This window comes from Paenibacillus nanchangensis (genome assembly GCF_046543445.1).
GTDB classification, from domain to species: Bacteria; Bacillota; Bacilli; order Paenibacillales; family Paenibacillaceae; genus Paenibacillus_AQ; species Paenibacillus_AQ nanchangensis.
The window spans coordinates 84,303-110,257 of record NZ_JBHOFD010000013.1 but is presented as its reverse complement, the minus strand read 5'-3'; the positions used below and the strand labels follow the sequence as shown (position 1 = coordinate 110,257).

Genomic DNA, 25,955 nt, shown 5'->3' with positions numbered 1-25,955 from the left:
TACTGATGGATTTTCCGGTGTATATCAATCTGGGGTCTTGGCGGATTCATCCGCATGTGCTGTTTGAAACACTCTCTTATTTCATCGGGTTTCGCTTATATCTGTGGACCCGCCGCCCCAGCGGCATGTCCAAGCTGGACAGCCTGCTGCTGCTGGGCGGAACAATTCTTGGAGCGGCGCTTGGCGCCAAGCTGTTATTTTGGCTGGAAGACCCTGCGGCTACATGGGAACAGCTGCGGCAGTTCCATCTGCTCTGGGGCGGCAAAACGATTGTCGGCGGCCTGCTCGGCGGATTAATTGGCGTGGAGCTAACCAAACGCTGGATAGGCTGGACCCGGTCTACCGGCGATGATTACGCCTACCCCCTGATCGCGGGAATGGCGATCGGCCGGATCGGCTGCTTCCTGACCGGCCTGGAGGACCGGACGCACGGTACACCGACGAACTGGATTACCGGAGTTGATTTTGGCGACGGCATCATGAGACATCCCGCCCAGCTATATGAATTTGGATTTCTGATTCTGCTCGGCATCGCATTGATCCCGCTGTACCGCCAAAGCCGGAGGCAGATTGCTTTTGAACAGCAGGGAAGGTACATATCCGGCAGCATGTTTCAATGGTTTATGGCGGGTTATCTGGCTTACCGGTTTGCTTCCGAATTCATCAAGCCAACCCCGCATCCTTATTTTGGACTAAACAATATTCAGCTGGCCTGTATTGCGGGACTCGTGTATTACGCGCTGCTAATCCGCAAAGGGTTCCGGCTTAAAGCATCCGGCCAGCCGGCTGCTCCGCAGTGAGAAATTGAAACTGGAACTGCCGCTTCTTTGCTGTGTTGTTTCTCTGATGGACAATCTCTGAATGAGCCCGCCAATAAGGCATAGCTCAATAAGATCAAATTTAATAAGGCCCAACTCTAAAGCCCAGTAAGCCAACAAGCCCAACAAGCTCAATAAGCTCAATAAGCCAGAACGAAGGAGCCCTTATTTATGCCTAATCGTCCTTATTTATATCATGAACTGACCACCAGCATCTGTTCGATTTGTTACCGCAAGGCGGAGGCCAAGATTATTGAGGAAGATGGACGGATCTATATGGTCAAGCGCTGTCTTGTGCACGGACCGGAAAAAGTTTTAATCTCCACGGATGTGGCCTACTATCACCGGACCCGGGAATTTATTAAGCCTTCCGAAATGCCGCTGCAGTGGAACACACCGATTAAATACGGCTGCCCTTATGACTGTGGACTGTGTCCGGACCATGAACAGCACAGCTGCCTAACGCTGCTTGAAATTACGGATCACTGCAACCTGCAGTGCCCGATTTGCTTTGCCGAATCTTCGCCGCACCGGACCTCCTACCGTTCAATGGAACAAATTGAATTTATGCTGGACCGGATCGTTGAGAACGAAGGGGAACCGGACATCGTACAGATCAGCGGGGGCGAGCCTACAACACATCCGCAGTTTTTTGAAATCCTGGATTTATGCAAAAGCCGTCCAATCAAGCACATCATGGTCAACACCAACGGGATCCGGATTGCCCAGGACCGGGAGTTTGCGCGGCGACTGGCCGAATACATGCCGGGCTTCGAGATTTATCTGCAGTTTGACAGCTTTGACGCGGGCGTCCTGAAGGAGCTGAGAGGGGCCGACCTGCGCAGAATCCGGGACGAAGCGATCCGGCATCTAAACGAATTCAACATCTCCACCACACTGGTCGTCACGCTCAAAAAAGGACTAAACGACGCCGAAATCGGTGACATCATCCGGTACGGACTGGAACAGAAAGCAGTTCGCGGCGTGACGATCCAGCCAATCCAGGCCGCAGGCCGGCTTGAGGGCTATAATTCGGCAACTGACCGGCTGACCGTTAGCGAAGTCCGTCAGATGATTATTGACCAGTCGGGCGTGTTTAACGCCGACGATATTTTACCGGTGCCCTGTCATCCGGATAGTCTGGCTATGGGTTATGCGCTGAAGCTCGGAGGAGAAGTCATTCCGCTGACGCGGATGATCGATCCGCAGCTGCTGCTTGAGGGGGATAGCAACACTATTGTTTTTGAACAAGATCCCGTGATCCGCGGCAAGCTGTTTGAACTGCTGTCAACCGGTCACTCCCCGGCGTCGTCGGCCTTGTCGCTTAAAAGCCTGCTCTGCTGTCTGCCGCTGGCCGCCGTGCCGGACAACATCGGATATGATAATGTGTTCCGGATCATCATCATGCAGTTTCTGGATGCCCATAACTTTGACGTGCGTTCGGTCAAAAAATCTTGCGTACATATCGCGCATCCGGACGGACGGATTATTCCGTTTGACACCTACAACCTGTTTTACCGGGATGACAAAGAAGAGCTGCTAAAGGAGATCAAAGGGGAAATCGTAACGGCATGGGACTAGCTGACATTATAACTGAAGGATGCGAACCAGATGAACCATACTACACTCCATTCCAATGAAAAAGACATCCGGCGCCCAAACGAGATGACCGAACTGCAAGCCCGTTTAACCGAAAGCCTGGACACGTCAGAAGACGCGCGGCTGCTGCTCGGCTTCTGTGATCAGATCGTGACAACGTATCAGGTGTACCGTTTCCGTGAAGGCAAATGGGAATCCGCAGATCTACTGCAGGATTCGCGGGAAGTTATGGATGCCATCCGGAGCATGTATGACTCCGGGGACCGCCAGTGGACGGCGTTTGGACTAAAGGTGGATAAGGAAGCAAAGACAGACGTGCGTTTTTTTAATGATTTGAACCCGCTGCTCGAATGCTCGCAGGCGCTCGTTTGGGTGGCCCACACGTATTATGAAATTGAACCGGACAGTGATTATGACCGGAAACTGCTGGAGAAGGCGGTCAAAGGGGAGAAGTTCAAGCAGACGCTGCTGTATGCCTGCTATCGGAATGACCTGGAGCTTGTGAAAGAGCGGCTTCAAGGCATTGGGGAAAAGGCATTAAATCAAAAAATGTCCGGGTATGGGACGGCGCTGCATCTGGCGGTTAAGCACAGAAATCTGGACATGGCGGGGCTGCTGCTTCAAGCAGGAGCGGATTTTTCCGTAAAACACGCAAAAATGACGCCGCTGGAGCTGGCCTACCAGACGGATAACGAGGACATGATCACTTGCCTGTCGCAGGCAGACCCGGAAGGCAACCGCAGCTTGGTCGAAGCAAAAGGGCTGTTCCTGGTAACCCGGAGCAATAACCGGGAGCTGATCGAGTCCATTGTGCACCGCGGCGCAGATATTCATGCAATCGACAGCAAGACGAGCCGGTTAACGCCACTGCATTTTATGGCTTATTACGAAAAAACGGCCGGCATTCAAACCTTGGCCGATCATGGCGTTAACCTGGAAGCAAAAGAACAATACGGCCGGACGCCGCTGCATTATGCCTGTCAATTTCAAAAGCTGGCAGGAGCGAAGGCGCTGCTGGAATGCGGTGCTGATCCGGATCCAGTGAACAAGGACGGCGAGACACCGTTATATGAGGCGGCGCAGCATGGGAATTTGGAGATGGTCAAGCTGCTCTGCGAGTTCGGGGCAGACCCCAAGCTTCCAAGCGGACGCACCGGGAAGGGAGCCACTCCGCTGCAAAAGGCTGAAGCCAACGGGCAGCTTGAGATCGTGGCTTATTTCGCCAAAAAATAATGGCCTAGGCTAAAAAGTAGAACCAGCGGCAGTCAAAGGAGACAAAGAGAACCTGCGGCTGCCGCTGAACTATAGAAATTATGTAGTCCCCGCATAGTCGGCAACTTTACGGTACCTAACCATATAGTGCAAACCCTGGCCATAATAATCTTGTGCTCAAATGTAGGTCTGGCCAAACGATTTGCCATTGCTCGAATTAAACGTTAACGTAATGAAAGAACTCTAGTTGACTTCAAGTGCAGCTAGAAGTTTAACTCACAATCCTTATGTTCCCACACATCAAATAAGTTGCCGTCCAGGTCCGCAAAAACAAAAAACTCTCCATATTTTCCTTCCTCGCTGATGGGTCTGACTGCAACGCCTTCGGAAGTAAGCCTCTGATGCAGTGCTTCAATATCATCCGTAAAAAAAGTGATCACCCATCTGGTCCGTCCATCGACTTCAAACACCGCTCTGGATTCATGATCCGATTCGATTAAATCCAGGATTGGGCGGTTCCCCCGGAATAAACTCACATAATTCCCTCTGTCGTTCCTGATGTTAAATCCGAAATGGTTAACGAACCATTCTGCGGATTTTTTTGCGTTTTTGACGGGGATTACGTTATAAGCAATCCCTAAAATGCTTCCATTCTCCACGCTGTTGCCCCCCTGTCTTCAAGTTATGTGCTTCAACTGTTCCTGCCTGTCTTCTAGTTAATGCTTTGACAACTATCTCCTGCCTCCAACACATACTCAACAAATTTCTAGACAACATCCCAATTTTCCTTTTTTGCCCTGTCGGCTGAACTGAATCAGTGAAGGGTGGGGTGGGGCTGTCACTAAGCGGGTTTGGGCTTGCGCTAGTTGTTTTGCTTGCGGCAGCTGACTTTTGATAGGACCCAAGCGCATGATTTCTTTTTTGCAAACAGGTAAAAGCTGGTTGACAGCCAAGTTAGCGGGTGATATGGTTAGTTACATAAGTAATGAACCAAATAAGCGGGAGGGATAGGAGGAGTGTTATGGATGAGAGCCGCCCAATATTTGTGCAGATCGCGGAGAAAATCGAAAATGACATCCTCGAAATGAGGTTAGCGGAGGAAAGTCAGGTGCCGTCTACGAACCAGTTTGCCGCGATTTATCAGATTAACCCGGCGACGGCGGCGAAAGGCATCAATTTGCTGGCGCAGGAGGGAGTATTGTACAAGAAGAGGGGGATCGGAATGTTTGTAGCGGAAGGTGCCAGAGAACAGCTGCTGCAGAAGAGACGCAATCAGTTTTACACCCAGTTCGTTCAGACCATGCTGCACGAAGCCAGGAAGCTCGGGCTGACGATGGAGCAGGTGACGGAGATGATCAAGCAGGGAGGGGATGCACATGACGGAAACGATAGCGGTACACCAACTCAGTAAGCGTTACAAAGAAGATACGGTAGTCGATGAGCTGACGTTTGAACTGGAGCCTAACAAAATTTATGGATTGGTCGGACGGAACGGAGCGGGCAAAACAACGCTGCTGCGCATGCTGGCCGGACAGCTGGCTCCATCTCAAGGTTCGGTCACCGTCCTGGGGGAACCGCCGTACGATAACAACCGGATTCTCACCCGCCTGTGCCTGATCAAGGAAAGCCAGCAGTACCCGAGCAAATACCGGGTGTCCGACGTGCTTAACGCCGCTCAAATTTTGTACCCGGACTGGGATGCGGGCTATGCGGCCGATCTGCTTCGGGAATTCGAGCTCCCAGGCAAACGCATGGTAAATAAACTGTCCCGCGGGATGCTGTCCGCGCTTGGGATTGTCGTCGGTCTGGCTTCCCGCGCACCGGTGACCCTATTCGATGAACCTTATCTCGGGCTGGATGCCGTAGCGCGTGAGCGGTTTTACGAGCAGCTGCTGATTGATTACGCGGAGCATCCGCGCACATTCGTGATTTCCACCCACTTAATCGATGAAATCAGCCGCGTGCTGGAGCATGTGCTGGTCATTGACAAAGGCAGGCTCCTGCTCAGCTCGGACACAGAGCAGCTTCGCGGAAACGCCTGCATGGTGATCGGTCCGGCGCAAGCGGTCGAAAAGTTTGTTGTGAACCGCCGCGTAATGAATCGTACACCGATCGGCGGTTATGTAAAAGCCGTCGTACTTGACACGACGCCCGAATCCGTCAAGCAGGAAGCGGAACGGCTAGGGATTGAAGTGTCGCCAGTAACACTCCAGCAGTACGTCATTCAGCTTACCGGGCGCAGCGGCGACGGAGCGTACGAACAGGAGGAATTCAAATGAACCGGATCGGCGGGGTATGGAAGGTACAGTGGAGGGAATGGAAGGGATTTGTTTATCAGCCCTGGTTGACGTTGTTTACGGTTTTTGTGGTGACACAGGCGCTTTTTTATGTGGCCAGTTCCTCGGATGATATGGCGTTTAACGGAGCAGCGTTTATTTTGTTTGTTTACGGTTTTGTTTACAGTATTGTATTGGTTTCGCAGAGCTTCCCGTTTCTGATCGGGATGAGTGTATCGCGGAAGGATTTCTTTTATGGTACGACTTTCGTGCTGATCGCAAGCAGTCTCTTGAATGGTGCGATTTTTTCCTTGCTGTCCGGCATGGAACGGATAACGGGGTATTGGTGGAAGGATCAACGTTTTTTTGACTATCCTTATCTCACGGAAGGTTCTTTTTTTCCGCGGCTGGTTGTGCTTTCGCTTCTTTTGCTGGTGTATCAGATGTTCGGATTTTTCCTTGGCTGTCTGCACCGTCGGTTTAAATCCAAAGGTGTGTGGCTGTTCTTCATTATTTCGATACTTGTGATGCTTGCGGCGTCTTATGTGCCTGAAGTACATCATTTAGGCGATGAATTCATGGAGTGGGGGAACGGACGGACTGCCTTCGAGCTTTCTCTGCTGCTGCTTCCATTGATTGTTCTGCTGGCGGCATGCTCCAGACTGCTGATCCGCCGTGCGGACGCCTAAACACGCCCAAAATTTATTGCGTATAACATAAATTATACGCAATTTCTGTTTCAGTTGATTGGAATTCCAGTTATCGAACCTGTGCAGGAGTAGATTTGAGCCCAATGTTCCGCAAATGGCACACATAAATGGCACACACAACAAAGCGCCGCACAACCGATAGAGGTTGGCGGCGCTTTTTAACTATGAAGAACAGACAAGAGGGCGGAAGACAAAAAGCTGGCCATGAATAACCGTTAACGGCCTGTCAAGTTGATCAAGCCGATCAAGCTTTAGTATTGTTCCGGGGACGTTTGAACAGCCAAAATAAAATGCCCGTTGCGGCAACCGCAAAAGCGAGGCTGATCAGGATCGGCTGCAGCAGCGAAGAGCGGCTGTTCTCTTCGTAATAACGTGCGGCGATGGTGCCTGAAGAACTGTCTTTGTCATCATCGGCCGTATTGCTTTGCAGCTCCTGCAGGACATCAATCATGCTTTCGGGGCTTTGTGCTTCTCCGGACTCCGGAGCGGAAAAACGATTGGCTTCGTCAGCCAGCGGCAGGGGCGGAACAACAAGCTCCTTGTTGTCCTGCTTGTAAGCGGCGATATATTCGTCACGTTCCCGGATGACGGTGGCGTTAGTGCTCTCGGCTGTTTGGGAGGCGTTAATCGCATAGGCCAACGTGTCGGGATTTCCGCCAAACTCCGTTACCTGATAGGCTCCTTGCTCATTTTTTTGAATCACCATTTTGGAGGTGGGTTTCTCATCGGCTACCAGCAGGAAGTGCCACTCTTCCTTGGGCTTTGTGATATCAATCAAACTGCCGGATGCGGTTTTTAATTGTTCGGGATCGATATAAGCAATCTGGGCGCCTTGGCCCAAGGTAATTCTTCCAATCTGCTCCGCATCGGTGTATCCATAACCTGCGGGATCCTTGGACAAACCTTCTTTTACCAAAGGCAGCCCTTCATTTTCCGCAAACGCGAGGACTTCTGGAGGAATTTCTCCCTGTGCTTGAGTGGAAGCTGCAAAACCAAAACAAAAGCACAATAAAATGACAGGCAGCAGTAAAACGATTTTTTTCATGATATCCCCACTTTTCTTTAATATTTGTAGAACCCGTGCAGTCCCCATCTCCAAGTTTGGTTATAGCCCGACCCGCCTTTTACATTCGAGTACAGCATGGAGGTTTTTGTACCTCCGCTAGGGTCCATATGCTGTATCCAGTCGTTCCCTCCATAAGTATCATATCCGTAAATGACAACGGCGTGACCGCCCCCGGTTGACGTATTCCATTTCCAGCTTACGTAAATCGGACTCCCCTGGTTATCGATTTGATTTTTGACCTCAGCATAAGTTAAAGCTCCGGAATGGTTCCAACTGGAAACGCCAAAATCGTGAATGCCTTCCTGAACGGTCCCATATGCCTCGGCTTCATTCGTAGAACAACCATTGGTGCCCTTAACATGACTATAAAATGCGCACTGGCTTGTGGATATTCCGTAATACTGAAGAATGGAGACACTGCTTGCGGCCCAACACCAGTTGCTTTTAGCTTGGGCGACTGCCGGAAAGCCGGTTAAATTGGTTGCGTAAATTTGGGTGGCGAACGCGGTGAAAAAAACGGCTGCAAAAACGCCTGCCAAAGTCAATCTTTTAAAAATGGACACTGCTAATCCCTCCCTTTGTTAATAAATGTTAATCTTAGTATTTATTTAAAAGTAGCATGGAAGAAGGATGATGTAAATGATAGATTTAATAAATTATGGAAAATAAGGATGCGAAAAGAAAAACATTTTTTTGTATAGGCGATGAAATGAAAAAAAGCTATGCCGCGGCTCAGTTTTTTAGCGGCTCGGTTTTTTAAAGGAATCGGGTCATGACAGGCCGGCGGATCTCATATGTTGATAACGAGGGAACGGTGCGGGTCGCCTTGGGAGAGGAGACGGGTCCGAAGAGCCATCTTTAAAAGGATGGAGGCGGACTTTATGAGCATCGACCAACTTATTGCCCTGCTGGCGCTTGTGGTGATGATTGTCAAGCTGGCTGGCGGGAAAGACTCACGGTAGTTCCCTTACTCTTGATCCGCGCCCGGTTGGGTGCGGGTATTTTTTTGCCGCAGGTTACGGCCAGTCAGTCCGAAATGGATTATAAATAACATAAAAATAATTATGTTAACTATATTGAATATGCATTTGATGCTGTGGAGCTGCCCAACGTTTTGTACCTATTCCTTAATTATTTGATTCGGGGGCGTTTATACCATGCGTGCGCTATCTGCGCTACATACACTGCTGTAGAGAACCTATGAGATAGGCGGTGTGACCTTGTGAAGAGAATTACGGTATTAATGCCCGTCTGTAATGCCGCTCCTTATATAAAAGAAGCTGTTCAAAGCATATTATCGCAGAGTTATACCGCTTTTGAGCTGCTGATTATTGACGACGGTTCGACGGACGGCACACTGGACAAAATAAAAAGATTCACCGACCCGCGCATCCGGCTGATTGCCCACCCGGCAAACTTTGGTCTGGTATCCTCGCTTAACGAGGGGATTGAGCTGTCTGCCAGCGAATATATCGCCCGGATGGACGGCGACGACATTGCGCTGCCGAACCGGCTGGAACGGCAAATTGCGTACATGGATGCCAACCCGGATGTCGGCGTCTGCGGCAGCCAAGCGCATTATTTGGGAACCGATTCAGTCACTACCAAACCGCTTGAGCACGAACAAATCCGCTGTTGGCAGCTGTTTCACTGCACCTTCATTCATCCCAGCGTGATGATCCGGAGATCGGTGCTTGATGCCTGCGGCATCCGTTATTTGCCGTATCCCCATGCCGAAGATTACGAAATATGGAACCGGCTCGGAGATGTTACCCGGCTGGTGAATCTGCCCGATGTGCTGATGAGATACCGGCTGCACCCCAATCAGGTTTCAAACAAATACAACGCTTTGCAGGAGGCAACTGCCGAGCAGATCCGGCGGCAGCAGCTGGGACGGCTGGGACTGGTGCCGACGCCCGAAGAGTATGCTCTGCATCTGGATTTTGTTCACTACCGCATCCGTGTACATGAGCCTTCTCACTATAATAGGGCGCTGGCCTGGGCCAACAAAATTCTGGAGGCCAATCGGGTAACGCCGCGGTATGATCAAGGGACGCTGAACACCGTGCTGTCCCAATGTTTTTATTATTCCGAAATGTTGAGCTGATCAGGGGAGCGGCATCTGCCTAAGAGGCAATTCTTTTCAGGAAAAGCTGATTGCGGCCCCCGACCCTGCGTTTGTATTCGCTTCTTTACAAGCGATGTACGGTTTGTTATGATGTTTGGCAAGAATCAGACACGCGATGAAGAGAAGAGTACATTCGATGCGACCCTGGACAGAGAGCCCCGATGCTGAGAACGGGCGAGGCGAGCCGGATGGAACCAAGCCTCTGAGCGGTCCGCCGGACTCGGGCACAGCACAATGCAAGCCCGGATGATGGCGGGACGGGCGCTCCCGTTAGCGAGCCAGGGTATAACCGTTTCCAGCGCTAGCACGGAACCGGCGTACCTGATGAGGCGGATATGGCGACATCTCCGCGAACCCGGGGTGGCACCGCGAGAATCTCGTCCCCAAGACTTTATCGTCTTGGAGGTGAGGTTCTTTTTTGCGTTGATCAAGGATTGGATTACAGGCGCACAGAAGCGGATTACAACAATTACACACAGATTGACTAACCATCAGGAGGCGACCCCTATGAGCGAATTAACTGAACCATCCCGGAGACACACCGTCGAAAGTCTGATTCGGGAGGATCTGAATAACGGCACGTTTCACAGACCTGTCTGCACCCGCTTTCCGCCGGAACCAAACGGCTATCTGCATATCGGGAGCGCGTATGCCATCCACACTAACTATACGGCGGCAGAGGTGTTCGGAGGAAAGTTCCATCTAAGGCTGGACGACACCAATCCGCTAAAAGAAGACATGGAGTACGTCCGGGCGATTATTGAGGATATTCGCTGGCTCGGCTACGATCCCGGCGACGCCATATTTTTTGGTTCCGATTATTCGGAGGAAATTTACCATAAAGCCGTTCAGCTGATCCAAAAAGGAAAAGCATACGTCTGCGACCTTTCGCCAGAGGAAATGACGGCTTACCGGGGAACGCTGACCGAACCCGGGCAGGACAGCCCTTGGCGCAGCCGGAGTGTTGCGGACAATCTCCGCTTGTTTGAGGGCATGCGGGATGGGCGCGATCCGGCCGGCTCTCGTGTGCTGCGCGCCAAAATCGACATGTCGTCCCCAAACCTTAACCTGCGGGATCCGGTGCTGTACCGCATCATTCACGCGCCGCATTACCGGACGGGGGATGCATGGTGTATCTATCCGATGTATGATTTTGCTCATCCCATTCAGGATGCGATTGAAGGCATTACCCATTCGCTTTGTTCCATCGAATTTAAGGACCATAGGCCGCTGTACGAGTGGGTGCTGCGCGAATTGGAGTATACTGAACCGCCGCGTCAGTGGGAATTCGGCCGGGTGAATATGACCGGTGTCGTCACCAGCAAACGTTATTTGAAGCGGCTGGTCGAATCCGGCCGGGTGGACGGCTGGGACGATCCGCGTCTGCCGACGCTCAGAGGGCTGCGGAGAAGGGGATTTACCCCGTCCAGCATCCGCCGGTTTGTTGCCGGAATCGGCAGCGTCAGACATCAGACGGTAGTGGATTTTGGCGCACTCGAGCAGACCCTGCGGCAAGAACTGATGGATACTGCGGTACAATATATGGCGGTGCTGCGTCCGCTCAAAGTCGTCATTACCAACTACCCGGAAGGCGCAAAGGAATGGCTGGAAATCGGCAACAACCCCCGCGACAAACAAAAGGGAAAACGGACCGTGCCGTTTTCGAACACCGTTTATATCGAGCAGGACGATTTTATGGAGTTCCCCGAGTCCGGATTTCACCGGCTTTCTCCAGGCGGCGAGGTAAGGCTGAAAGGGGCGTATTTTATCCGCTGCGATGAAGTGGTAAAGGATGCGTCGGGCCATGTGACGGAACTGCGCTGTTCCTATGATCCGGAGACCAAAAGCGGCAGCGGCTTCACAGGCCGGAAGGTGAAAAGCACCATTCACTGGATTGCCGAAGGTTACGGCGTTCCTGCCGATGTGCATCTGTACGAACCGCTGTTTGTGGAGGAACAGCCGGTTATGTCCGAGGAGGATTGGGAGCAGCTGCTGAATCCTCATTCGTTGACGAAGCTTCACGGTACACTGCTGGAGGCGCCTGCGGCGGCACTTCAGCCGGGAGAGGCCTGCCAGTGGATCCGGCATGGATTTTTTTGCAAGGATACGAAGATTCCGGAAGGCGGGCGTCCTGTGTTCAACCGGATTGTGCCGCTGAAGGACGGATGGAACCGGCAAGGAGGCTAAAAACCTCTTAGGACCGCCCCCTCTTCTATGGTAGAATAAATTGTTGTGACGAGAGGAGGGGGAATCCATGAAAGGCGATTGGGAGGCTTATGAAGAGGAACTGGAAGCCTTTCTCATCTGGATGAAGGATGCGGGCTACACCCCCTATACGCAAAAATGTTATCTGGCCGATGCCCGGCAGTTTCTGAGCAGTCTGAACGGCCGCAGCCTGGAGCAGGTTAAGAAGCTGCAGGTTATGTCTTTCCTGAGCTCCGTTCGGGAAAACGGGGCGAACGACGCCACCCGCAATCGTAAGCATGCGGCGGTAAGCTGCCTGTTTAAGGCGCTGAACGAGTTGGAGCTGCTAAGCGGCAATCCCGCGGCGGGAATTAAAAAATCCAAGACGGAACGCAACCGGGAGCCGGTCTATTTGGACGAACTGGAGCTGCAGCGGTTCCTTGCCGGGATTGAAGGCAAATATAAGACACGCAATTTGGCGGTCTTTTGCCTGATGGCGTTTATGGGGCTGCGGGTCGGTGAAGTTCATTCGCTTAACCGGGAGGATTACCACCCGGGCAGGCGTGTGCTTCGCGTGTTCGGCAAAGGCCGCAAATGGCGCAGCGTGCCGGTTCCGGAGGCGGTGGCCCCGGTGCTGGAGCAGGCGCTGGCGCAGCGGCTTACGCCTTGGCTGGCGAAAGAGGATGCGATGTTCGTTTCGCAAAAAGGACGGCGGCTGTCGATCCGGACGATTCAGCAGATTGCGGCGGATGCGTTTGAGGTGTTCGTGCAGGACGGCACGGCGGACCGCCGTACCGAAGACGAAACGCCAAGCGGACCCGCCGATTCAGCCGCCAGGCCGGTCCGGTCCTTACGGTCACCTGTTCGCGCCCGGAGCACGGGATATTCCAGCCACAAGCTGCGCCATTCGTTTGCGACAATGCTGCTCCGGCAGGGAGCCGATCTGCGCACAGTACAGGAGCTGCTTGGCCATTCGTCGATTCAGACGACGACCGTCTATACCCATATTACAAGCCGCGAAAAAGAAGAAGCCGTGGCCAAGCTGGACATCCGGCTTCCCGGATTTTAAAGCTCCATACCAAAAAACCTGAAGGGAAGTTCCCTTCAGGTTCCTTAAACCTCGTTATTTGGGTTACAGTCTCCAGATGGGGTTACAGCTCCAGCTTGGAGATTTCGCTTTTCAGCTTCTCAGCCGACTGCTGGAACAAGGAACGTTCTTCATCGCTGAGCGGCAGATCCAGCACCTCGCGGACACCCGAACGGTCAACAACGCAAGGGGCGCCAAGGAAGACGTCAGATACGCCGTTGTAGTTGTTCAGCAGGGTGGACACGTTCAGTACTGAACCTTCATTATGAAGGATGGAGACAACGATCCGGTCGAGCGCAAGCGCAATCGCATAGGAGGTCGAGCCTTTGGCATTGATGATTTCATATGCCGCATTTTTGGTGTCTTCATAGATTTCCTGGCGCTCTTTCTCGTCAAAGCCGAGATCGATGCCGGCCACGTTGGCCAGACTCCACACCGGAACTTCGGAATCGCCGTGCTCGCCGATGATTTGCCCGTGGATGCTGCGCGGGTCCATTTCCTTGTGCTTGCCGATCAGGTAGCGGAAACGCGCGCTGTCCAGCACGGTGCCCGAGCCGATAACGCGGCGGCGGTCAAAGCCGCTGATTTTCAGCGTGGCGTAGGACAATATATCCACCGGATTTGTGGCGATCAGCAGAATCGCGTGGTGGTTGTACTTTGTGATTTTTTGAATGATATCGCGGAAAATCGAAATGTTTTTGCGCAGCAGGTCGATCCGGGTTTCACCCGGTTTCTGGGAAGCGCCGGCGGTCACGATAATAATATCCGCGTCCCGGCAGTCTTCGTATGTGCCTGCCCACAGCTTAACGCCGCCGACAAACGGCATGCCGTGGTTCATATCCAGCGCTTCGCCGAGCGCTTTTTGGTGATTGACGTCGATCAGGACGAGTTCGGGCATCCGTCTTCTCAGCAGCAGGGTGTATGCCGTCGTGGTGCCTACAGCTCCCGTGCCGATAACGACGACGCGATTGGGTTTATAATGGGGTGCCATGTGTTCATCTCCTCCAAAAATACGAATATTGTGTGTCCAATCTTTTACATCATAGACGCTACAGGTAGTGTTTTCAAGCACAACGCTTTTAATCCATTACCCGTAATTTCACGGGCTCAAAATCTCACACCGAAAGGATACCCGCTAATGTTCACGATTACCTCATTAAGTCTGTTTATTGGCGCGGCGGTTCTGCTCATTCTCATCCCCGGCCCCGATTTGATTTTTGCAGTCACTCAAGGGATGGTCAACGGGAAAAGAGCCGGTGTCTATACCGCAGCCGGTCTTGCGCTCGGCAACATCATACATACCTTAGCTGCGGCACTGGGCTTGTCGCTGCTCGTTAAAGCTTCACCGCTTTTATTTACGGCCTTTAAAATAGCAGGCGCCGTCTATCTGTTTAACCTGGCCTGGAAGTCGATCCGGCACCGCAAGGACACCCTGAAGCTGGGACCCGGCGAGCAGCAGCGGTCGGGGCGTTCCCTTATGGCGCGCGGACTGCTGATGAATGTGCTGAACCCGAAGGTGGCGATTTTTTTCCTCACCTTTCTGCCGCAGTTTGTCAACTACGAATATGGCTGGGTTCCTGTGCAGATGATTGTGCTTGGATTGATTTTTATCATTTTGACCGCACTGATTTTTGGAGCGTTTGCTTATTTTGCGGGAAGCTTTAGCGACAAGGTGCTGCAAAAACCCCGTGTGCAAGAGGCGGCCAATGTCGGAGCGGGTGTCATTTTTATACTGCTGGGCGCTAAGCTGCTTGCCACGAAACCTTAATTTTTAGGCATTCGCGTTTTTTCGACCAGCTTTAAATTTTCTAGTATAATGAGGCTGGTATGTTGTTGAACGAGAGGAGGGGCAGCTCGTGCCTCGTGCCACAAATCATCGCGCGGTCCGGCCTTGGCTGCTGGTTCCGCTGGTTTTGATCTTATTTTTGACAGCCTGTACGTCTTCCCCTGCGCCTGAGCCGTCTCCCGTTCCAAAGCCGACCGCTTCGCCGGAGGAAGGGCAGACCATTACGCTAATTACGCCGGACGCGGCGAACATCGATGCCGAAAATAACGCTAAATATCAAATCCAGACCCGCCTGACCGATTTTCAGCTGCTGAGCGAAACGGAAGGCCTGGCCTGGGGAGTCACCAAAAACTCGCTGCGGATTTATCTCACGCGGGACAACGGCCAAACCTGGACGAACATTTCGCCTTCACCTACCATTCAGTTTGCCTCCAATCCCGTGTACGGGAAAGATATTTTTTTTACGGATGTGAAGCACGGCTGGATGATCCGGGAAGCTTCCGGCGTAACGGAGACGGTCGTCCTGCGCACCCGTGACGGCGGCCAGACCTGGAATGTGTCTTCTCTGCCGGCTACGGCATCGGTTTCCTCCATTTATTTCGATACGTCCAAACGAGGATGGCTGATGAGCGTCTGGGACGGTACGGCGCTTCGGGAGAACAAAACGCTGTTCCGCACACAGGATGGAGGCGCGACCTGGAGTCCCGTGATGCAGAACCAGGACATCAAACCGGGGGTGCGCCAGACTTTTATTCCGGTGCAGGGCCTGACCAAAGGGCTTGCATTCCGCAATGCGCGCAGCGGATTTGCGGTTGTTCAGGACGACAGGCTGCCGAAGCTTTATTCGACTTCGGACGGCGGGGCGGAGTGGACAGAAGGGCCCGGGCTGCCTCCCTTGATCCTGCCCGGCGGCTGTGACCGCGTTGCGGCAGGGATGCCTGATTTTTTTGCCGGCACGACGGCTTCAGGCTGGATACCGCTGGCCTGCGAGCAGGGGGAGACGACCGCCTATCACGGGATTTTCACGGCGGACGGCGGTGAAAGCTGGAAGCTGGCTTCGTTTAGCCTGGGTGCCGGGTCCGGGGTAAACCGGGCGGTGCCGCCCACTTTTTTAAATGCATCGATGGGGTGGGCGCTGAAAAACGATTTGCTCCTGCATACGGTGGACCAAGGCCGGACCTGGACGCCGCTCCCGCCGAGCAAAATACTGCAGGACAAGCTGGCGGAGTATCCGGAAATTGTAAAGCTGCAGTTCTTCTCCAAAGAAGTCGGCTGGCTGCTCATCCAAAAGAGCGACAAACGGCGTTCGCTGCTGCTGCAGACGACCAATGGCGGAGTAAACTGGCATGTGCTATAAGAGGCATGTGCCATAAGCCTCGATACAAATCAAGCAGAGCTTCCATTTGGAGCTCTGTTTTTTTGGATCGTTTAAAAAAATAAATAAAATTATGGTTTTCTTTATAGTTGTGAAAAAAATCACATTACCTTTAGTGTTCCTGTGATATATTTAACACATAGAAAGAACGTTACAAAATTCACAAAGTAAACTAACCGAATGGGAGCGATTGAGATGAAAACTTTCGAAACGGACTATATGACAAGAAACCTGCTTCAACTGTGCTACAACTGCGATGACGCGTATCTGTGCCAGACAGAAGAACAGTGCAGAGCCTGCTGGGCAGAGCAAGGACTCCTTGACGAAGCCAAAGACGAAACACGGCAGTTCCTGGATATGGTGCATGCTTAGAATGACCGGTTATCCGGATGGGTAAGACCGCTCGTACTCTTTTAGAGAATGGGCGGTTTTTTGTTTGCCTTATTTTTTTGCAACCTGTACGCCTGACCGGACGTCCCCCCGCATAGAATAGATGCAGGAATGAGGATAAGGGGGAGCGGATATGGGGATTGGACCTGAACCTTCATGGATGTTTGATTTTGGCGGAACGGTGCTGCCGATCTTCCTGGCAGTCTTGATCGGCATCCTGGCGCTGTCGGCGGGACGCGGGTTCCTGCAGTGGTCGAGGAACAACAAATCGCCAGTGTTGACCGTCTCCGCCCGGATCGTCGGGAAGCGGACGGAAGTAACGCAGCGGCTGCAGGAGGACCCGCAGGAGAGCCGTACGGTTACAGCTTATTATGTGACGTTCGAACTGGAGGACGGCGCAAGAAAAGAGTTTCGGGTTGGCGGCGGAGAATACGGCGTCTGCGCAGAGGGAGACAGCGGGCAGCTGACGTATCAGGGGACCCGTTACCGCGGATTTCAGCGGCAGCGGCTGGTGTCCGTGTCTGCCGAACGCTAGAATGAATACGAAGGAGCATTCGTTATCCCCCTGTTTCGCTTCGGCGAGGCAGGGGGATAATTGTTTGAATATAGCGGATAAAAAATGGAGGTGGCGTTAACGATGAATCAAGAGGTTCAGAACAGCGTGGTAATCGTAACGGGGGCCGGACAAGGCATCGGCAGGGCGGTGGCAGCGGCTTATGCGGCGGAAGGAGCCCGGGTTGTCGTGGCGGAAGTGCAGGAAGCGGCGGGAAAACAAACCGTGCAGGATATCCAAGCGGCAGGCGGCGAAGGGATCTTCATCCGCTGCGACGTCAGCGCGGAGGCGGACGTGGTCAATTTGATGCGTGAAACGGTCCAGGCCTTCGGCAGAATTGATGTGCTGATTAACAATGCCGGCATTGCCGATCCCCACCTCGGTTCGCCGTATGAGTTGAAAATAGAGGACTGGGACCGCGTGATGAATACCAATGCTAGAGGCTGTTTCCTGGCGGCGCGGGAAGCGGCAAAAGAAATGCGGAAAACAGGCGGCGGGGCTATCGTTAATTTATCCTCCACCCGTTATCTGATGTCCGAGCCAAACACCGAAGCCTACGCCGCTTCCAAAGGGGCGATTGCGTCGCTAACGCATGCTCTGGCCGTTTCTCTGGGTCCGGATGGCATTCGCGTGAACCAGATCAGCCCCGGCTGGATCGAAACCGGAGATTATGAAGCGCTTAGAGCAGAGGATCACAGCCAGCATCCCGCAGGGCGGGTAGGCCGGCCGGAGGATATCGCGCGGGCCTGCCTGTTCCTGACCGACCCCCGCAACGATTTTATAACGGGCGAAGGATTGGTTATCGACGGCGGCATGACGCGGAAAATGATCTATGAGCCGTAAATTGCTTGATGAGCCGTAATTAGACTTGTCAATCCAAGCCCTCTCTCTCCTCAAATAAATTCCTGACCCGCGCATAAAAAAGGGACAGTCACCGATTGGGCGAACGCACATACAATACATCGTGCAGTTAAGAACGGCGGGGCCGGCAGGACGGCAGCGGACCTGTCGGGTTCGGGGCTTAACGCCTGCCCGCTCCGCGTGGTTAAGGAGGAACAATAGTGGCCGTCATCAAAGCGAACTCGGAGGATGTAAAGCTGCTTGCGCGTTTGATGCGGGCGGAAGCGGAAGAAGACGGAGACCAGGGAATGCTTATGGTCGGGAATGTCGGGGTGAACCGGATTCGCGGAAATTGCCTTGATTTCCAGAACATCCGGAACATGAACGACATGGTGTTCCAGAGCCCGGGAGGATTTGAGGCAACCCAAAGGGGTTATTTCTATCAGCGGGCCAGAGAGTCCGAAATCCGGCTGGCGCGGAGGGTCATCAACGGCGAGCGGATCCATCCGGCATCCAATGCACTGTGGTTTTTCCGCCCGGCGGGCGATTGCCCAGCGACTTGGTATAATCAGGAGAATACGGGCCGCTTCAAAGCTCACTGTTTCTTCCGTCCGACAGGGGAAGATTGTCCTTCGGTTTATTAGGTGAGTCCCAAAAAGGCAGAGAGCGGCTGCCGCTTCCAGCAGACTCCGCCAACGATGTGAATTTATTTTGAGGAGGGTTTTGGTACCAATGATGATTCAACCTTATCGTCCCGTTTCTTATTCGGCAGTTGCCGCCGGTATGACCGGCAACACCATGCAAGGTCAGGGAGGAATGCAAGCCCCCGGCGGCCAGACCATGCAGATGCCGGCGATGCAGATGCCCGCGGCATGGCCGCAGGGTACGGCGCAGCAGCAAGGCACGGTACCGCCGCAGGTCTCCAGCGGCAGTATGATGATGCCTAGCGGAACGGTCGTCCAGCCGGCGGCCAGCGGCTTTGAGCAATCGTATATCGAAAATATTCTTCGCCTTAATCTCGGCAAAGTAGGCACCTTCTACATGACCTATGAAGGCAACCGGGAATGGAACGCCAAAATCTTCAAAGGCGTGCTGGAAGCCGCCGGCCGGGATCATATCATTATCAGCGACCGGGCAACCGGACAGCGGACGATACTGCTCATGGTCAATTTGGATTATGCGACGTTTGACGAACCGCTGGTCTATCAATATCCCGGCGTAATCGGCAACCCGCCCCGGGGCTGTGCGTAATAGAGGCTTCCCCCCTTGCATGCAAGGGGGGCTTCTTGTTGTGCGAGTGCTGCCGCGGTTTTCTTTTGATACAATACATATAATGCAGCAGAAATGAAGGGCCGTACGGATTCATATATTAGGGCTCTACGGGAATCCCGGCAAGGGGACCGTAAAGTGGATAATAAAGGACAGAAAATGGGCCGAAACAGGAGGAGTCTGACGAATGCAGCAAACATTGATAGACCGCAGCGGGGGTACTGCCAAGACATGGTCGATCCGCCGGTCGGGAACGGAAGTGTTCAAATCGAACGCGGGCGGAAAAGAGCGGATGAAGTCTTTTGAGTCGGCTGAAGAAGCGGCTAAACATGTGAAGAAAGAAGTATGGAGCAGGCTGAAAAAGGGATTTGTGCTGAGTCGTCCGGAAGCCGGGCCCGGTGAACCGGTGATGCACCGTTATGTCGGCGGGGGATATACCGGTTTTATGCCGCTCGCACCGATTGCAGGAGGCAACCAAGTGTACATAAGTTATGTCGTTAATCAGTTTGAAAAAGAAGAAATCAGACTGCTGGATGCACACGGGGACATGCGAACCATAATCGGGCTGCCCGGCGGCTCCATGATCTATGAGATGGTGTACGTTCCTGAACGGGAAGAACTGCTGGTCAACAGGGATCACCGGATTTATGCGATTTCTTTAAAAGATAACCGGCTCCAGCCCCTCACACATAGGCTCGGGGTTCCGGCAAGTACCTTATCCGTGTCGGGGAAGACAGCTGTCTGGTATAACGACTCCCAGCTGGTTGTCAGTTCGCTGGATACCGGCGAAGCATTTTACACAGACAGGGTGAAGCCTGAACTATACAGAGGACATAGCACCCAGCTATGCGCAGCGCTGTCGCCGGACGGTTCGCTGCTTGCTTACAGTGTGGAGAGCAACCAAATTGTCCTCTGTGATTTAAAAACAAACCAGCGGTCCGTGTTGGCCAAAAAGACCCCTTCTTTAACTTCCCAGCTGCGTTTTGCGCCCGGGAACCGTTATCTGTTTGCGCTGGAGCAATTCGGGGATTGGAACCTGCAGGTGTACGATCTTGCTGCGCTGAAACTTGATGAAACCTGGCCTTTGGAAGGAATAAAGCAGTTCGCCATACATGAGGACAAGCAGCTGCTGGCCGTCTACAGGTATGAGAAAATCCGGCTGATCGATTTGACGGCAAAACGGCTGACGCTTGAATTTCCAGTGGAACACATCGTCAAGAAGTGCAGCCTCGCCTTTACCCGGGACTATTTAGCGGTGTACACCGACTACGGCTGTGCCAGTCTGTATGCCCTTCCATAATGCACCGCCAAACATATACATGTATAGACGGGAATGAACTGAAAAGATGGCTGCCGGAAGGTTCCAAAAATACCGGTTGAATTCGAATAAAGTTGAATGTGCATGAGATAAGCATTAAGATTATAAATATATATTTATAACCGTGATATCAGTCGGGAGTGAGACAATTGGGAAATTGAACCTGAAAGGAACAGCTGTTGCCGCAAACGCCGTAATCTTTGACAAACGAAGGAGGTGGGCCTATTCGCTGACATGAAGCTTGCAGCGGATAGGAGGATAATTTGAGTGACCCTTTACCAGGTATATTACGTTTAGGATTGGTAGTTGTGCTCGTATTGCTTAACGGTTTTTTTGTTTCGGTCGAATATGCGATGGTCAAAGCGAGAGCCGGCCGGCTTGATGCCCTGATTGAAGAAGGGAAGAAGCGAGCGGTCCGCGCCCGCGGAATTGTGGATCAGATGGACGCCTATTTGTCTGCCTGCCAGCTTGGCATCACGCTGGTATCGCTGGCTTTAGGCTGGCTGGGTGAACCCGCGATCGCTTCCATGCTCAAGCCTTTAGCGGCTTCCATGGGACTCAGCGATGGCGCGGTGCATGCCGTAGCGCTGGTGATTGCTTTTCTGTTTATCGCAATTTTGCACATCGTGCTGGGAGAACTGGCTCCCAAATCATTTGCCGTCAACAAAGCCGAGCCTGTATTAATGATGGCCGCGGCGCCGATGAATCTGTTCTATAAGGTCATGTATCCGTTTATTTGGCTGCTTAACGTATTGGCGAGCGGGCTGCTGCGTCTGTTCCGCTTAACGCCCGTGTCGGAAACGGGAACCGCCCATACGGAGGAAGAGATTCGTATTATTATGCAGGAAAGTAATAAAAGCGGACTCATCGATAATACCGAAATGACACTGGTAGACAACATTTTTGAATTTGCGGACACGATGGCGCGGGAGATCATGATCCCCCGCACTGAAATGATCTGTCTGAACAACCAAATGACTCTGGAAGAGAACCTGGAGATCGCACAGGAAGGAATGCGCACGCGTTATCCTGTATGCAACGGAGATAAAGACCATATTGTCGGATTTATTCATATTAAAGATCTGATGCGGGGCGGTTCCTCGGATTATCTGGACCTGATCCGGCCGATCCTTACCGTGCCCGAGTCGATTCAGATCAGTGCGCTGCTGAAGCTGATGCAGCGTGCGAAGACGCAAATTGCGCTGCTGATCGACGAATATGGCGGGACATCAGGGCTTGTTACCCTGGAGGATATTATGGAAGAGATCGTTGGCGAGATCCAGGATGAATTTGACCAGGAACGGGCGGGTATCGAAACGGTTGGCGATGGCGAACATTCGATTGACGGCTTGATGCTGATCGAGGAGATCAATGAGCATTTTGGTCTGCACCTGGATACCGACGATTATGATACTCTTGGCGGCTGGCTGTATTCCAAGCTGGAGGCGAATCCGCCGCAGCCGGGCCAATCGGTCGAATATGACGGGCATCTGTTTGTCGTCGAGGAGACGGAACACAAGCGTATTGCCCGGATTAAACTGCTGAGACTTCAGCTGCTGGCGGAGGAAGCAGGCGCTTAACGAAACAGGACGGCTGGAGTCCATCCCGGCTATCCTAAATCATCAAAAAATAAATCGGCATGTCGCTCTATGCGGCATGTCGATTTTTTGTTAAAATCCAAAGTAAATACGCGATTTATGTCGATATTTGTCATGTGAGATAAACGGTAATGCGTTGAGGAGGAACGGCATTACCGAAGGAGAGGAATGACCGAGGAATGCATCATGCGGAAGGACACTATAATATTTTGCTGGTCTTTCTATCCATTGCCGTAGCACTGGTCTCCAGTTTTGCCGCTGTGGATTGGACCGACCGGCTGCTGCGACAGAGCCGAAATCCCCGGCTGATGGGCTTATGCGCGTTTGTATTTGGACTTGGAATTTGGGCGATGCATTTTATCGGCATGCTGGCAATGGACATGGGTGTGCTTGTTACCTATCAGCTTCCTCTCCTTGTTCTGTCGCTGCTCATCCCGATCGTCGGTTCGTATACGGTCCTTGGGATGGTGACCAACCCGTCCAGACGGACGCCGGCTTATTTGGCCGCGGGAGGCGTAATGCTGGCTGGATCAGCACTTGCGATGCATTATTCGGGCATGATAGCGATTGAGATGCCTGCTGCATACCGCCAAACCCCCGGCTCCATCGCGTGTTCCGTGCTGTTTGCCCTTGTTCCCGGGCTCTTTATCGCCAGGCTGCGCAAGCTGCCAAACCGGGCCTATAACCTTATTACCGCCCGCAAAATGCTGTGTGTGCTGACCGTCGCGGGTTCGTTATGCGGAGTCCACTACTCTGCCATGGGAGGAGCGGAATTCCTGCCCGTTCCACAGCCCACGCACAGCGGCAGGCTGCCCATGCTCAGCGATTCCTTGCTTGGTTTATTGGTAGGTGCGGCTGCGCTGGTCATTATCATGCTTGTTGTCTGGCTGCTCTATTCCGACCGCAATGAAATTCTTACCGCCCTGCGGTTTAATGAACGCAGATATATGGCGATGTTCGACTGCAATCCCGATATGGTGATCTGCATTGATCCGGTTAGCGGTAAAGTGATCAGCGTCAACCCGGCCGTTACGGCACTTACCGGATACTCCAAGGAGGAGCTGCAGGAGCTTCAAGCAAGCGTTTTGGCGGGGGAGGAAGACCGGACCCGGATGAAGTTTGCGGTTCAATCCGCCTCCAACGGGAAACCGAGTAAAATCGAAGTTGCGATTCGAAACAAGCAGGGAGGGCGGATTTATTTAGGTGCCAGTGTTTTTCCGCTGGAGACCGATTCCGTCTGCTACGTGTACATGATGGCCAAAGATGTCTCGGATGTGGTGAGTTATCAGCAGGAGCTCATTGCGGCCAAGGAAAAAGCCGAAATTGCCGTCCGTGCCAAAAGCGACTTTTTGGCTACAGTGAGCCATGAGATCCGTACGCCGCTGAACGGTCTTCTTGGGATTAATCAGATTTTGCGCGACAAGGAAAACACTCCGGAACAGCAGGAACTGCTTGAACTGCAGGCGAAAAGCGGCAGCGCGCTCCTCCGTGTCATTAACGATATTCTGGACTTGTCCAACATGGAGTCCGGAAGGGCGAGGCTGCATCACGAGCCCTTGGCGGTCCGCACGCTTTTGCACGAAAGTGTGGATTTGTTCCAGGTGCTTGCGCGGAAAAAAGCCTTGCACCTGACCGTCAAAACCGATCCGGCCATTCCTCACCGGTTGATTGGGGATGCGGCGCGGATCCGGCAAATCCTGGTCAACTTAATTGGCAACGCCGTGAAATTTACGGATGCCGGACAGGTGGAAGTGGAAGCCCGGCTGTCCAGCATCAGAAACACCGACCATGTTCTGGAATTTACCATAAGAGATACGGGAATCGGTATCGATCCGGACAAACATGCCCAGTTGTTTCAGCCTTTCACGCAGCTTGACGCATCAACCAGCCGGAAATATGAAGGGACCGGCCTTGGTCTTGCGATCAGCAAAAGGCTGGTGGATATGATGGGCGGACATATCTGGGGGGCGCCCAGAGCGGACGGCGGCGCCGAGTTTGGTTTTATCCTGGCTCTGCCCGCCGAGTATCCCGTGCCGGATAAAAACCAGACCAGCCAAACCGGCAGAGACCCATTCCTGGAACCGGAAGCGGTATAGTTTGACCAATCGGAGAACTTCACTATATAATTCTCAGTGACTAGACTCATATCATAGATTCCCGTCCAGTGAACAGGACAGAAAGGAAGTCCACTTGAACAACCGCAAAAAAACCAAAGCTACTTCGAGCAACCAGACGATGCATAAACAGCGGGTGGCCGAAATGGAACGCCAGCGCAAAACGACGTTATTTTTCATTATTGGCGCTGTCGTTCTGGTGATTGCCATCTTTGCCGTCTTGTTTACCATCGCCGCAAAGGATACCCAGCCGGCATCCACTGCCCCGGTGACTTTTGATTACAGTGTGCTTCCGAGACAAGGCGAAGAGAGTGCCCCGGTCAAAATTGTGGAATTCGGCGATTATAAATGCCCGGCCTGCGCGGTATTTTCGACCCAGGTGAAGCCGAAAATCGTCAGCGATTTCGTCGACAAAGGCAAGGCGTCGTTCCATTTTGTGAACATGTCCTTTATCGGCCCGGATTCGGAAACAGCTTCCCTGGCAGCCTTGTCCGTATATCATCAGAACCAGGAAGCCTTCTGGAAGTTCGCTGACGCGATTTATGCGAACCAAGGGAAAGAGGAAGAAGAGTGGGCGACACCGGATTTTCTGGTCCAATTGGCCCAGAGTCTTGATTTGAAGATCGACTATGATCTGCTGCGCAAAGACATTGAATCCCGCACCTACGAATCCGAGCTTCAGCGGGACAACAACACGGCGGGAACGGCAGGCGTAAGCTCGACGCCGACGGTATTCATTAACGGTGTCAAAGTTGAAGATGCGTTTAATTACGAGGCACTTTCGAAGCAAATTGAAGAGGCGGCCGGAACGGACGGCGCCAAGTGAGCGCGTTCACCGCATTTTGCAGACGCCATTGTTTGTATTTGGCCTGGTTCGTTTCCGTTGTGGCTACGGTAGGCAGCCTGTACTTGAGCGAAGTGCTGAAATATGAACCCTGCAAGCTGTGCTGGTTCCAGCGAATTTTAATGTATCCGCAGGTGATTCTGCTGGGTATTGCGACCTACAAAAACGATAAGCGCATCATCTCCTACGTGCTGCCGTTAACGGTGATTGGCGGATCCATTTCGCTGTTTCATTACGCGGAACAAAAAATCCCGTGGTTCAGCAGCATTGCTCCCTGTACGGTGGGCGTGCCCTGCAACGTGGATTATCTGAATTTTTTCGGATTCATTACCATTCCGCTGCTGGCGCTGACCGCTTTCATTCTCATATTTCTGCTGCTGTGGTTTGGCCGTGAGCGCGGCGGTGCGGAGGATGAGCAGGCTTAATTGGCTTCCCCGGTCACAAATGTGAACGAATTGATGATTGGCGTAGATTGAGCGACCAAATTCAAGAGAATGAAAGAGTTCTTCATTCCGGATTTTCAAGACCGGGTGAAGGGCTCTTTTTTATGCTGTTTTGGGGAAATGGCGTTCTTTACCTTCTACCTGTCCGAGATTAATATTAATGCTTGTGAGAAGTGATCATGCGCTTAATTTTCCGAAGGAAAAACGGGGGAACCAATTTGGGCCGTTACCGGCCCGGGGGTGAATCGGCCAACGCTTACTAATAGAAGCGCGCCGTAGGGCTTCCACAGTCCGAATCCGCCAGCTAACCCCGTAGGCGACCGTGGAGAGAGATCTGCCCGGGCA

The 25,955-nt window shown here is 52.7% G+C and carries 26 protein-coding genes and 1 riboswitch; of the genes, 22 read left to right on the top strand and 4 right to left on the bottom strand.

What is annotated here, in order from left to right; translation table 11 throughout:
* Nucleotides 1-5 precede the first annotated feature (5 nt).
* The 3 genes from ACE6ED_RS12395 to ACE6ED_RS12385 all read left to right on the top strand — a co-directional run bounded on the left by ACE6ED_RS12395 (nucleotide 6) and on the right by ACE6ED_RS12385 (nucleotide 3,650).
* Entirely contained in the window at nucleotides 6-800 is a 795-nt protein-coding gene (locus tag ACE6ED_RS12395) for a prolipoprotein diacylglyceryl transferase (protein WP_410827471.1), read from the top strand.
* Between the two features lie 189 nt (nucleotides 801-989).
* The gene (locus ACE6ED_RS12390) at nucleotides 990-2,399 is read left to right on the top strand and encodes a radical SAM protein (protein ID WP_410827470.1); all 1,410 of its coding nucleotides are present in this window, start codon (nucleotides 990-992) and stop codon (nucleotides 2,397-2,399) included.
* Between the two features lie 30 nt (nucleotides 2,400-2,429).
* Nucleotides 2,430-3,650: an ankyrin repeat domain-containing protein gene (locus ACE6ED_RS12385; protein ID WP_410827469.1), complete on the top strand. Its 1,221-nt coding sequence runs from the start codon at nucleotides 2,430-2,432 to the stop codon at nucleotides 3,648-3,650.
* 242 nt (nucleotides 3,651-3,892) lie between these two features.
* On the opposite strand, the gene ACE6ED_RS12380 is transcribed toward ACE6ED_RS12385, so the two are convergent.
* On the bottom strand, nucleotides 3,893-4,288 hold the full coding sequence (locus ACE6ED_RS12380) for a VOC family protein (protein WP_410827468.1): 396 nt from the start codon (nucleotides 4,286-4,288) through the stop codon (nucleotides 3,893-3,895).
* A 362-nt stretch (nucleotides 4,289-4,650) separates the two neighbouring features.
* On the opposite strand from ACE6ED_RS12380, the gene ACE6ED_RS12375 reads away from it, so the two are divergent.
* Genes ACE6ED_RS12375 through ACE6ED_RS12365 form a run of 3 tightly spaced genes read left to right on the top strand, consistent with a single transcriptional unit; the run spans nucleotide 4,651 to nucleotide 6,594 of the window.
* Nucleotides 4,651-5,040 carry a GntR family transcriptional regulator gene (locus ACE6ED_RS12375; RefSeq protein ID WP_410827467.1) on the top strand — a complete coding sequence of 130 codons (390 nt, stop codon included), beginning with the start codon at nucleotides 4,651-4,653 and terminating at the stop codon, nucleotides 5,038-5,040.
* Nucleotides 5,006-5,908, top strand: a complete 903-nt coding sequence (locus ACE6ED_RS12370; RefSeq protein WP_410827466.1) for an ABC transporter ATP-binding protein — start codon at nucleotides 5,006-5,008, stop codon at nucleotides 5,906-5,908. The genes ACE6ED_RS12375 and ACE6ED_RS12370 overlap by 35 nt, the downstream gene beginning before the upstream one ends.
* Entirely contained in the window at nucleotides 5,905-6,594 is a 690-nt protein-coding gene (locus ACE6ED_RS12365; RefSeq protein ID WP_410827465.1) for a hypothetical protein, read from the top strand. The genes ACE6ED_RS12370 and ACE6ED_RS12365 overlap by 4 nt, the downstream gene beginning before the upstream one ends.
* Before the next feature lie 265 nt (nucleotides 6,595-6,859).
* On the opposite strand, the gene ACE6ED_RS12360 is transcribed toward ACE6ED_RS12365, so the two are convergent.
* Nucleotides 6,860-7,660 carry a hypothetical protein gene (locus ACE6ED_RS12360; RefSeq protein ID WP_410827464.1) on the bottom strand — a complete coding sequence of 267 codons (801 nt, stop codon included), beginning with the start codon at nucleotides 7,658-7,660 and terminating at the stop codon, nucleotides 6,860-6,862.
* A 17-nt stretch (nucleotides 7,661-7,677) separates the two neighbouring features.
* Nucleotides 7,678-8,244, bottom strand: a complete 567-nt coding sequence (locus ACE6ED_RS12355) for a C39 family peptidase (protein ID WP_410827463.1) — start codon at nucleotides 8,242-8,244, stop codon at nucleotides 7,678-7,680.
* 231 nt (nucleotides 8,245-8,475) lie between these two features.
* On the opposite strand from ACE6ED_RS12355, the gene ACE6ED_RS12350 reads away from it, so the two are divergent.
* From ACE6ED_RS12350 to ACE6ED_RS12335, 4 genes are all read left to right on the top strand, one after another.
* Nucleotides 8,476-8,643 (top strand): hypothetical protein, encoded by a 168-nt coding sequence (locus ACE6ED_RS12350; protein WP_410827462.1) that lies wholly within the window; start codon nucleotides 8,476-8,478, stop codon nucleotides 8,641-8,643.
* Nucleotides 8,644-8,903: 260 nt separating this feature from the next.
* Nucleotides 8,904-9,788, top strand: coding sequence for a glycosyltransferase family 2 protein (locus tag ACE6ED_RS12345; RefSeq protein WP_410827461.1), 885 nt, complete (start codon nucleotides 8,904-8,906; stop codon nucleotides 9,786-9,788).
* Between the two features lie 528 nt (nucleotides 9,789-10,316).
* Nucleotides 10,317-11,996 (top strand): glutamine--tRNA ligase/YqeY domain fusion protein, encoded by a 1,680-nt coding sequence (locus ACE6ED_RS12340; protein ID WP_410827460.1) that lies wholly within the window; start codon nucleotides 10,317-10,319, stop codon nucleotides 11,994-11,996.
* Between the two features lie 67 nt (nucleotides 11,997-12,063).
* Nucleotides 12,064-13,062 (top strand): tyrosine-type recombinase/integrase, encoded by a 999-nt coding sequence (locus ACE6ED_RS12335; RefSeq protein ID WP_410827459.1) that lies wholly within the window; start codon nucleotides 12,064-12,066, stop codon nucleotides 13,060-13,062.
* Between the two features lie 82 nt (nucleotides 13,063-13,144).
* Here ACE6ED_RS12335 and ACE6ED_RS12330 read toward each other — a convergent pair whose 3' ends face one another.
* Nucleotides 13,145-14,071: an L-lactate dehydrogenase gene (locus ACE6ED_RS12330; protein WP_410827458.1), complete on the bottom strand. Its 927-nt coding sequence runs from the start codon at nucleotides 14,069-14,071 to the stop codon at nucleotides 13,145-13,147.
* Nucleotides 14,072-14,218: 147 nt separating this feature from the next.
* Between ACE6ED_RS12330 and ACE6ED_RS12325 the strand changes: the two genes are divergently transcribed.
* The 12 genes from ACE6ED_RS12325 to ACE6ED_RS12270 all read left to right on the top strand — a co-directional run bounded on the left by ACE6ED_RS12325 (nucleotide 14,219) and on the right by ACE6ED_RS12270 (nucleotide 25,592).
* Nucleotides 14,219-14,848, top strand: coding sequence for a LysE family translocator (locus tag ACE6ED_RS12325; RefSeq protein WP_410827457.1), 630 nt, complete (start codon nucleotides 14,219-14,221; stop codon nucleotides 14,846-14,848).
* 88 nt (nucleotides 14,849-14,936) lie between these two features.
* Complete coding sequence (locus tag ACE6ED_RS12320; RefSeq protein ID WP_410827456.1) at nucleotides 14,937-16,223, top strand: VPS10 domain-containing protein; 1,287 nt, start codon at nucleotides 14,937-14,939, stop codon at nucleotides 16,221-16,223.
* Nucleotides 16,224-16,436: 213 nt separating this feature from the next.
* Entirely contained in the window at nucleotides 16,437-16,613 is a 177-nt protein-coding gene (locus ACE6ED_RS12315) for a hypothetical protein (protein WP_410827455.1), read from the top strand.
* A gap of 157 nt (nucleotides 16,614-16,770) precedes the next feature.
* Entirely contained in the window at nucleotides 16,771-17,166 is a 396-nt protein-coding gene (locus ACE6ED_RS12310; protein ID WP_410827532.1) for a DUF2500 domain-containing protein, read from the top strand.
* A 102-nt stretch (nucleotides 17,167-17,268) separates the two neighbouring features.
* The gene (locus tag ACE6ED_RS12305) at nucleotides 17,269-18,027 is read left to right on the top strand and encodes a glucose 1-dehydrogenase (RefSeq protein ID WP_410827454.1); all 759 of its coding nucleotides are present in this window, start codon (nucleotides 17,269-17,271) and stop codon (nucleotides 18,025-18,027) included.
* Nucleotides 18,028-18,245: 218 nt separating this feature from the next.
* A complete protein-coding gene (locus ACE6ED_RS12300; RefSeq protein WP_410827453.1) occupies nucleotides 18,246-18,668 on the top strand; it encodes a cell wall hydrolase in 423 nt (140 codons plus the stop codon).
* A gap of 88 nt (nucleotides 18,669-18,756) precedes the next feature.
* Nucleotides 18,757-19,275: a spore coat protein GerQ gene (gene gerQ, locus ACE6ED_RS12295; RefSeq protein WP_410827451.1), complete on the top strand. Its 519-nt coding sequence runs from the start codon at nucleotides 18,757-18,759 to the stop codon at nucleotides 19,273-19,275.
* Nucleotides 19,276-19,480: 205 nt separating this feature from the next.
* Entirely contained in the window at nucleotides 19,481-20,593 is a 1,113-nt protein-coding gene (locus ACE6ED_RS12290; RefSeq protein WP_410827450.1) for a hypothetical protein, read from the top strand.
* A 281-nt stretch (nucleotides 20,594-20,874) separates the two neighbouring features.
* Nucleotides 20,875-22,191 (top strand): hemolysin family protein, encoded by a 1,317-nt coding sequence (locus ACE6ED_RS12285; protein WP_410827448.1) that lies wholly within the window; start codon nucleotides 20,875-20,877, stop codon nucleotides 22,189-22,191.
* 197 nt (nucleotides 22,192-22,388) lie between these two features.
* On the top strand, nucleotides 22,389-24,305 hold the full coding sequence (locus ACE6ED_RS12280; protein ID WP_410827446.1) for an ATP-binding protein: 1,917 nt from the start codon (nucleotides 22,389-22,391) through the stop codon (nucleotides 24,303-24,305).
* Nucleotides 24,306-24,399: 94 nt separating this feature from the next.
* Nucleotides 24,400-25,149, top strand: a complete 750-nt coding sequence (locus ACE6ED_RS12275; RefSeq protein WP_410827444.1) for a DsbA family protein — start codon at nucleotides 24,400-24,402, stop codon at nucleotides 25,147-25,149.
* Nucleotides 25,146-25,592 carry a disulfide oxidoreductase gene (locus tag ACE6ED_RS12270; RefSeq protein WP_410827442.1) on the top strand — a complete coding sequence of 149 codons (447 nt, stop codon included), beginning with the start codon at nucleotides 25,146-25,148 and terminating at the stop codon, nucleotides 25,590-25,592. The genes ACE6ED_RS12275 and ACE6ED_RS12270 overlap by 4 nt, the downstream gene beginning before the upstream one ends.
* A gap of 190 nt (nucleotides 25,593-25,782) precedes the next feature.
* Nucleotides 25,783-25,945, top strand: a riboswitch (cyclic di-AMP (ydaO/yuaA leader).
* The last annotated feature ends 10 nt before the right edge of the window (nucleotides 25,946-25,955 follow it).

Excerpts from the sequence above, each read along its gene's own strand:
- ACE6ED_RS12395 (WP_410827471.1), top strand. The coding sequence starts at position 6 with ATGGATTTTCCGGTGTATATCAATCTGGGGTCTTGGCGGATTCATCCG.
- ACE6ED_RS12390 (WP_410827470.1), top strand. The coding sequence starts at position 990 with ATGCCTAATCGTCCTTATTTATATCATGAACTGACCACCAGCATCTGT.
- ACE6ED_RS12385 (WP_410827469.1), top strand. The coding sequence starts at position 2,430 with ATGAACCATACTACACTCCATTCCAATGAAAAAGACATCCGGCGCCCA.
- ACE6ED_RS12375 (WP_410827467.1), top strand. The coding sequence starts at position 4,651 with ATGGATGAGAGCCGCCCAATATTTGTGCAGATCGCGGAGAAAATCGAA.
- ACE6ED_RS12370 (WP_410827466.1), top strand. The coding sequence starts at position 5,006 with ATGACGGAAACGATAGCGGTACACCAACTCAGTAAGCGTTACAAAGAA.
- ACE6ED_RS12365 (WP_410827465.1), top strand. The coding sequence starts at position 5,905 with ATGAACCGGATCGGCGGGGTATGGAAGGTACAGTGGAGGGAATGGAAG.
- ACE6ED_RS12360 (WP_410827464.1), bottom strand. The coding sequence starts at position 7,660 with ATGAAAAAAATCGTTTTACTGCTGCCTGTCATTTTATTGTGCTTTTGT.
- ACE6ED_RS12350 (WP_410827462.1), top strand. The coding sequence starts at position 8,476 with ATGTTGATAACGAGGGAACGGTGCGGGTCGCCTTGGGAGAGGAGACGG.
- ACE6ED_RS12340 (WP_410827460.1), top strand. The coding sequence starts at position 10,317 with ATGAGCGAATTAACTGAACCATCCCGGAGACACACCGTCGAAAGTCTG.
- ACE6ED_RS12335 (WP_410827459.1), top strand. The coding sequence starts at position 12,064 with ATGAAAGGCGATTGGGAGGCTTATGAAGAGGAACTGGAAGCCTTTCTC.
- ACE6ED_RS12330 (WP_410827458.1), bottom strand. The coding sequence starts at position 14,071 with ATGGCACCCCATTATAAACCCAATCGCGTCGTCGTTATCGGCACGGGA.
- ACE6ED_RS12325 (WP_410827457.1), top strand. The coding sequence starts at position 14,219 with ATGTTCACGATTACCTCATTAAGTCTGTTTATTGGCGCGGCGGTTCTG.
- ACE6ED_RS12315 (WP_410827455.1), top strand. The coding sequence starts at position 16,437 with ATGAAAACTTTCGAAACGGACTATATGACAAGAAACCTGCTTCAACTG.
- ACE6ED_RS12305 (WP_410827454.1), top strand. The coding sequence starts at position 17,269 with ATGAATCAAGAGGTTCAGAACAGCGTGGTAATCGTAACGGGGGCCGGA.
- gerQ (WP_410827451.1), top strand. The coding sequence starts at position 18,757 with ATGATGATTCAACCTTATCGTCCCGTTTCTTATTCGGCAGTTGCCGCC.
- ACE6ED_RS12290 (WP_410827450.1), top strand. The coding sequence starts at position 19,481 with ATGCAGCAAACATTGATAGACCGCAGCGGGGGTACTGCCAAGACATGG.
- ACE6ED_RS12280 (WP_410827446.1), top strand. The coding sequence starts at position 22,389 with ATGCATCATGCGGAAGGACACTATAATATTTTGCTGGTCTTTCTATCC.